Source organism: Novacetimonas hansenii JCM 7643, assembly GCF_000964405.1.
GTDB classification, from domain to species: Bacteria; Pseudomonadota; Alphaproteobacteria; order Acetobacterales; family Acetobacteraceae; genus Novacetimonas; species Novacetimonas hansenii.
Map to the genome: position 1 here is coordinate 1 of NZ_BANE01000018.1, position 5,633 is coordinate 5,633.

The 5,633-nt window shown below is 62.6% G+C and carries 8 protein-coding genes; 5 read left to right on the forward strand and 3 right to left on the reverse strand.

Going from position 1 to position 5,633, the window contains the following annotated elements:
• Positions 1-184 (forward strand): hypothetical protein (locus tag B7G66_RS18330; protein ID WP_048858780.1); only part of this gene is annotated, 184 nt, incomplete at its 5' end.
• A gap of 9 nt (positions 185-193) precedes the next feature.
• Here the strand turns inward: B7G66_RS18330 and B7G66_RS01335 are convergent.
• Genes B7G66_RS01335 through B7G66_RS01345 form a run of 3 tightly spaced genes read right to left on the reverse strand, consistent with a single transcriptional unit; the run spans position 194 to position 2,624 of the window.
• Positions 194-1,057 (reverse strand): CDP-alcohol phosphatidyltransferase family protein, encoded by an 864-nt coding sequence (locus B7G66_RS01335; protein WP_080545457.1) that lies wholly within the window; start codon positions 1,055-1,057, stop codon positions 194-196.
• A gap of 6 nt (positions 1,058-1,063) precedes the next feature.
• Positions 1,064-1,741 (reverse strand): phosphatidylserine decarboxylase, encoded by a 678-nt coding sequence (locus tag B7G66_RS01340; protein WP_003620947.1) that lies wholly within the window; start codon positions 1,739-1,741, stop codon positions 1,064-1,066.
• Between the two features lie 34 nt (positions 1,742-1,775).
• Complete coding sequence (locus B7G66_RS01345; protein WP_003620945.1) at positions 1,776-2,624, reverse strand: class I SAM-dependent methyltransferase; 849 nt, start codon at positions 2,622-2,624, stop codon at positions 1,776-1,778.
• 170 nt (positions 2,625-2,794) lie between these two features.
• Between B7G66_RS01345 and gloB the strand changes: the two genes are divergently transcribed.
• The 4 genes from gloB to B7G66_RS01365 all read left to right on the forward strand — a co-directional run.
• The gene (gloB, locus tag B7G66_RS01350) at positions 2,795-3,523 is read left to right on the forward strand and encodes a hydroxyacylglutathione hydrolase (protein ID WP_003620943.1); all 729 of its coding nucleotides are present in this window, start codon (positions 2,795-2,797) and stop codon (positions 3,521-3,523) included.
• The gene (locus B7G66_RS01355) at positions 3,520-4,125 is read left to right on the forward strand and encodes a glutathione S-transferase family protein (protein WP_003620941.1); all 606 of its coding nucleotides are present in this window, start codon (positions 3,520-3,522) and stop codon (positions 4,123-4,125) included. The genes gloB and B7G66_RS01355 overlap by 4 nt, the downstream gene beginning before the upstream one ends.
• Before the next feature lie 86 nt (positions 4,126-4,211).
• Entirely contained in the window at positions 4,212-4,772 is a 561-nt protein-coding gene (phaR, locus tag B7G66_RS01360) for a polyhydroxyalkanoate synthesis repressor PhaR (RefSeq protein WP_080545455.1), read from the forward strand.
• Between the two features lie 211 nt (positions 4,773-4,983).
• A partial coding sequence (locus B7G66_RS01365) for a polysaccharide lyase domain-containing protein (protein ID WP_200146816.1) occupies positions 4,984-5,633 on the forward strand: 650 nt, incomplete at its 3' end.

A 5,633-nucleotide genomic window follows, 5' to 3' on the forward strand; every position in this document is an offset into this window, starting at 1 on the left:
CGCCGCCTTTTTCGATCAAAAGGCGGCACCCAAAAACTTTTCTTATTTTTTATCAATGATTTGTTTTGGAATTGTTGCGAAAGCATGGTTGGCGAAAATCGCCAGAACCGTTGCCATGTGCCAGTGCGGGCGGCATCAGCGAAACGCCCACGGCCCACAGGCATTGCCCATGGCGGGAGTGTGACATGGCGCGTCAGGCCGCCGGAAGGTCGGCAGGATCTTCTTCCTGCTGCAGGGCTTCCGCCTCTTTTTTCAGGTGGTGGAAGCTACGGCGGCTGAGTGGCAGCAGAAGCAGGTAGATAATGCCCGCACCCGCCAGTGCGCCCCATGGGTCAGCCACGAATACGGCCGCATACCCCCCGATCCCCAGCATGACCGGCAGGACAAAAGGGGCGGGAACCTTGAAATTCTTGAAGGACCAGACCGGCAGCGTGGAGACCAGCAGGAATGCCGTACCACTCAGCGTAAGGGCGGGCATCAGCGGGTCGCGTGCGATCTCATACAGGGAGTCCCAACCCAGCTTGTGCGCCTCCAGCCCAAGGAATAACGGAAACATCGCAAGTCCCGCGCCCGCAGGGGCCGGTACGCCGGTGAAGAAGTTGCTGGCGTATTTGGGTTGTTCCACATCATCAAGGCTGGCGTTGAACCGGGCCAGGCGCAGTGCCATGCACACCGTGAACATGATGCACGGGACATACCCAAACCGGCCGCCTTCCTTCAGCGCCCACAGGTAAAGGACAAAGGAAGGAGCCACGCCAAAGCACAGGAAATCCGACAGGCTGTCGAATTCCGCGCCAAACCGGCTGGTCCCGCGCAGCAGGCGCGCGATGCGCCCGTCAAGCCCGTCGATGCACGCGGCAATCAGCAATGCGGTCGCGGCCTCGCCAAAACGTCCCTCCAGCCCCATGCGCATACCCGTCAGGCCCGCGCACAGGCCCAGCATCGTCATGATGTTGGGCACCATGCGGTTGAAGGACGGCCCACGCACCCGCGGTCGCCTGCGCCGGATCAGGCGCCTGTGTCGCTTGGGCGCTGTAGCCGGGGAAGCATCGGTCATTGCGGGTTACAGCCGCGCCATGACCGTTTCGCCACCGGTCATGGTCTGCCCGACCTCCACCAGCGGTTCCACACCTTCGGGAAGGTACAGGTCGGTGCGCGAGCCAAAGCGGATCAGGCCGAAACGTTCGCCCTTTTCGTATTTCATCCCCTCTTCGGCATCGCACAGGATACGTCGTGCGATCAGGCCCGCGATCTGCACCACGGCCATGTTACGGCCATCGGGCAGGGTCAGGCGTAAGGCATTGCGTTCGTTCAGCTCCGACGCCTTGTCCAGGCTGGCGTTCAGGAACTGTCCCGCGTGATAGGCCACGCGTGTGACGGTGCAGGCGGCGGGCATGCGGTTGACATGCACGTCAAGCACCGAAAGGAACGTTGCGATCCGCCACACCGGCATCGTGCCCATGTCGAGTTCGGGGGGAGGGGCGACCTTTTCCACCGAAACGACGTGACCGTCGGCCGGGGCGACGACGGCATGCGTATCCGCCGGGACCACGCGTTTGGGGTCACGGAAGAAATACAGGCAGAAGCCAAAGAACAGGCCGCACGCCGTGCCCGCCAGTTTCGTGGCCCGGAATGGCAGGGCGCGACCCAGCAGCGCGCCCGCGCCAGAGGCCAGCAGAAAGGGACGGGCCGCCGGGTGGGGGCGCGACATGACGAGCTTCAGGGATTGGATCAGGGACATGGGACAAGCTTCATGAAGATTTCGCAAACCAAGGTCAAGAGCGCATTGCGCGACCACCGCCATGGCGTGGCGCATTTTCGCCCGTCCCCGTCCCCGTCCCAATCCCCGTCGCGCTGCGGCTGAAGGCATCGGCACGGCGCAGGCGCAGCGTCGGCACGCGGGCGGGGGCTGTGGCATTGCCCACCGGGGCATAGGCATCCTTGACCGCCTCGATCACGCATACCCCGCCCAGATAGGGCAGGAGCCGCGTGCCCGCGCGTTCCAGCATGCCCGACCATCGCCGTCCGCCTGTCGGGCCGACGGGCGGGAAATACAGGGCGTTTTCATGCCGTTCCACCCGCAGGCATGCGGTGGCGAGGGCACGTGTGACCTGCCGGTATGAAAACGGCGTTCCCTGGCCAAAGGGTGACGTATCGGCATGCGCCCACATGCCCGACCGGTTGGGCACAACCAGCAGCAGGCGTGCGTCATCCTTCATCACCTTCCACACCTGCCGCAGCAATGTGTTGCGCGCATCCGTGACCTCCAGCGCGTGGATCATGACGACACGGTCGAAAAACAGTTCGCAGAAGGGAAAGCGTTCCTCCGCCACCACACATTCACGACCTGTCGCCCCTTCCGCCGGGGCGGGACGTGTGACCAAGGTATCAAGTCGTGCGGAGACGCATGTGGTCGTGTCATTATCCCACAGCGACAGATAGGGCGCGGCATAACCGACCCCCAGTATCTGTCCTTGCACCATCTGTCCTCGCACCTGTCCGCCCATCCGTTCCTCTGGCGCTGCGGGCCAGAATGACGACAGGTGCCGCCGCAGGTGGGTGGCGGCCAGCCTTCCACGGGGGCTGGCATAGAACTGGCTTGCGATGCGCGTGTTTTCTTGCATTGTCCATCGTTAGCACAAACCGCCCGCCCATGTGGGCGAAGGCGTGGGGGGCAAAGGCACGGGGCATGTCTGTGGCGCATGGGGCGCGGGCAGGTTCCGACATGACGGTGCAACCGCACAACCGCACAACCGCACAACCGCTACAAGGGCACATAAGGGAAAAGAGACAGATGGCGCTTTTCATAAAACCCATCCCGATACTGGAGGATAATTATGCCTGGTTCCTGCGCGACCCGGTGACGGGGGCATGTGGCGTTGTCGATCCGGCGGAGGAAGCCCCCATCATCGCGGCGATTGCCGCATATGGCGGGCGGCTGGACCGTATTTTCCTGACCCATCACCATGCCGACCATATCGCCGCCGCCGATGTGCTGCGTGCGCGGTACGGGGCGCTGGTGATCGGTGCCGCGGCGGATGCGCACCGCCTGCCGCCGCTCGATATCGCGGTGAAGGACGGCGATAACGTGGCGTTGGGGGCGGCGGATGCGGTCGTGATCGACACGCCGGGGCATACGCGTGGGCATGTCAGCTATTTCTTTCCCGCGACGCCCGCGCTGTTCTGTGGCGATACATTGTTCAGCATGGGATGTGGGCGCCTGTTCGAGGGAACGGCGGACGAGATGTTCCACAGCCTGCGCCGGATCGCGGCGCTGCCGGATGACATGCTGATATGCTGTGGCCATGAATATACCCTGTCGAACGCGCGGTTCGCCATGCATGTCGATCCCGCCAACGTGGCGGTGGCTGAACGGATGCATGCGGTGCAGGCGTTGCGCGCGCGCGACATGCCCACATTGCCGGTGACATTGGGCGAGGAAAGGCGCACTAACCCCTTCCTGCGCGCGTGCGACGCGCGGGCGCTTGCGACACTGCGTCAGGAAAAGGATGTTTTCCGGTGAAGCTGTACAGTTCCGTCCTCAGCCCCTATGCCCGCAAGGTCCGCGCCGCGATTTATGCGCTGGGACTGGAAAACCGGGTGGAGATCATCAACGTCAACATCTCGGCATCGCCTGCCGTGGTGCTTGATGCCAATCCATTGTGCAAGATCCCGACGCTGGTGGGGGATGATGCGACGGTCATGTACGACAGCAGGGTCATCGTGGAATATCTTGGCATGGTGGCAGGGTCCGACATGCTGGTGCCCGCATCGGGCATGGCGCGATGCATCGTCTTGCGCACGCAGGCGCTTGGCGATGGCATCGCGGATGCCGCGATCCTGTATCGCGGGCTTGTGGCGGCAGGCCTCGCCCCGGATGCCGGGCTTGCGGCGCGGCAGATGGCGGCGGTGGAACATGGGCTGGCCACACTCGAACGCATGGCGGGCGACTCGACCCTTGGTGCAGGCGGCCCGCCCGATGCCGGTGCGCTGTCGGTGGGATGCGCGCTGGGATTCCTTGATGCACGATTTGCCGAACTTGGGTGGACAGGGCAGTATCGTGCCCTGGCGGAATGGTATGACCGTCTGGCGCATGTCGAATGCATGCGGCGTAGCGTGTCCTAGGCACCGTGGCAGTGCCCGCCAGGCGCGCCATACCCAATGAAACAGGGCGTCAAGCCACCGGTTCCGCAAAGAAGGAGCACAGTCTATTGTCGTCACCGCATGTTCCAGTTGTCATCAAGAAGTATGCAAACCGGCGATTGTACGATACCGAGCGTTCAACCTACATCACGCTCGACAGCCTTGCCGCCATGGTCAAGGACGACCGTCCCTTTGTCGTGCTTGATGCAAGGACGGGCGATGACATTACCCGCGGCGTGCTGGCGCAGGTCATATTGGAAGAGGAAACCAAGGGCCGCGCCATGCTGCCGATTCCGTTCCTGCGGCAGTTGATCCGCTGGTATGGCGACAGCCGCCAGGACGAGGTGTCAGAGTATCTGGAGCGCATGATGGACGAATTCATCGCCCGTCAGGCCCACACATCCCCGGAACTGAGTGCGCTGGGTGCGGAAAATGCACAGATCATCGGACAGGTGATGTCGATGTTCACCTCGCTTTACGCGGTGGAGCGCGGGGCCGGCAGTGGCCCGTCGGTCGAAAGCCTTGTGCGTGAGGTCATGGAACTGCGCGAGGAAGTGCAGCACTTGCGTGCAGGTACGCCCGGTGCGACAGGCACGGCGGCATCGCAGCCGGGCGACGGCGCATCGTAAGGCCGGTCGCGCCGTTTTGTGCCGGATCACATGTGCCGGGCAAAAGGGGCGGCCACCCTGCCGAGCGTGATGTACCGATATGCTGGCCATGCGCATTTCTGGCCACGCGCATTTCGGGCGATGACCATCAGGCGATGACCATTATGATACGCCGTTCATCAGGCGATGAACGCAGATATGTTACCTTACGCGGCGGATGACCGGACACTCCATGACGAACCCCGAAATGACCTCACTCGAAGATTTCCTCGCCACGCGTGGTATTCAGCCGTCATCAGGGGGAATTGTCCTGCCCCCCGGTTTTTACGAAATTGGCAATGTCGTGCTGGACGGCGAAAGTGTCAGCGTGCGGGCCGAACATCCCGGGACCGTGACGTTCGAAGGCAGCCTGCGCCTGGGTGGGAATGTCACGTTCGAGGGGATTACCTTCAGCCCCGCCCTTGATGAAGATCTGTTGCCGCGCATGGATATTTCACAGGGGGGGACGGTTAAAATCCTGAACTGCCATTTTCGCGGTGGGGAAAATGCTGCCATTGTCCTGTGTTCGGGGCTGGTGGAGGTCAGGGACAGCAGGTTTGAGAATGTTCGTGTAAAAACAGCCCTGCAGGTCAGTGGGGAGCACAGCCGCCTGTCGCTGGAACGCTGTGTCCTTGACGCCTGCATGCAGCCGTTGGTGGCCAGCAGCTCTGCATATGTTGGCATGGAACAGTGTGAACTGATCGGTAGTGCGGAGATTTGGCCCCAGGTGGTCATAAAAACCGGTGCGCAGGTGACGCTGGAGGCATGCCACCTGCGTGATGGGTTGAGCCATGCCGTGTGGGTGAAGGAACAGGGACAGGCCAGCATCACGGGCTGCACCAT